2 protein-coding genes are annotated in these 1,021 nt (G+C 59.9%); both read right to left on the bottom strand.

The window, feature by feature from the left end; translation table 11 throughout:
- Positions 1-558, bottom strand: a 558-nt coding sequence (locus lacNas_RS10680; RefSeq protein WP_201346848.1) for a ribonuclease HII, incomplete at its 3' end; no start/stop codon positions are given.
- Positions 545-1,021: GTPase (locus tag lacNas_RS10675; RefSeq protein WP_201346847.1), on the bottom strand; the 477-nt coding region annotated here is incomplete at its 5' end. The genes lacNas_RS10675 and lacNas_RS10680, both read right to left, overlap by 14 nt.

Raw genomic sequence — 1,021 nt, 5'->3', positions numbered from 1 at the left:
GTTGGACTTGGCATCCCCCTTGATCAGCTCCACTTGCGGCAATTCAACGGGCACGTTCATCGCGTCGACCAAAAGCGCGGCCGGCCGCACGCTCAATGCTTCAACCGCCTGCTTCATGGCCTGCCGGTCAGCTTCATAGATGTTGATGCGGTCGATCACCTGGTTGTCCATGACCCCGACCCCAACGGCTACTGCCTGCGCCAGGATCTGGGGATAAAGCGCCAGGCGCTTTTGCGGGCTCAGCTTCTTGGAGTCATTGACTTCCAGCAGGGAAAAGTCTTGCGGCAAAACGACGGCCGCGGCCACGACCGGTCCGGCCAGGGGCCCCCGGCCGACTTCATCGACGCCGGCTACCAGCTGCCCTTGCTGCCAGTAGGCTTTTTCATAGGCAAAGCGGCCGGCAAAGGCGGCTTTTTGCCGGGCCAGCTTCTCTTGCCGGCGCTGGTAGCTTGCCAGCAGCTTCTGCACGCCTTTGCGCTCGTCTTTTGCCAATTCAGCCAGCAGGTCGGCCGCCACGTCGTCTTGCTGCAGCAGGGCTTTAATTTCATTGATTTTCATTATTGCATCCTGGCCGATCCAAACTGATTCTGCCCAGCTTGCCCTTTCTGAGCCGCTGCAGCATAAACAGGGAGAAGCGGTCATAGTCGTCCCGCATCCCGTTGTTCTGCGTCATTGCCAAAAGCAGGTCGGTGTCGGCAATGTTGGCCAGCTTTTCCTTGCTGCAGCTGGCAAACTTGGCCAGGTAGGCCGGATAGTATTGGCGCAGCTGGCGGATGACGAACAGGGCCACGTCGTCGGCATGGAAAATCGTGTCCTTGATTGCCCCAAAAGCCGCCAGCTTGTAGCCGACGTCCTGGTCTTCAAACTTCGGCCAGAGGATCCCTGGCGTGTCCATGATCTGGATGCCGTAAGGCGTCTTCAGCCAGGCCTGGCCCTTGGTTACCCCCGGCCGGTCGCCGGTAACGGCCACGTTGCGGCCAACCAGGCGGTTGATGATGGTCGACTTGCCGCAATTCGGCAC

Source organism: Lactobacillus nasalidis, from assembly GCF_016587775.1.
GTDB lineage: Bacteria > Bacillota > Bacilli > Lactobacillales > Lactobacillaceae > Lactobacillus > Lactobacillus nasalidis.
This window is presented reverse-complemented; position numbering and strand designations above follow the sequence as displayed.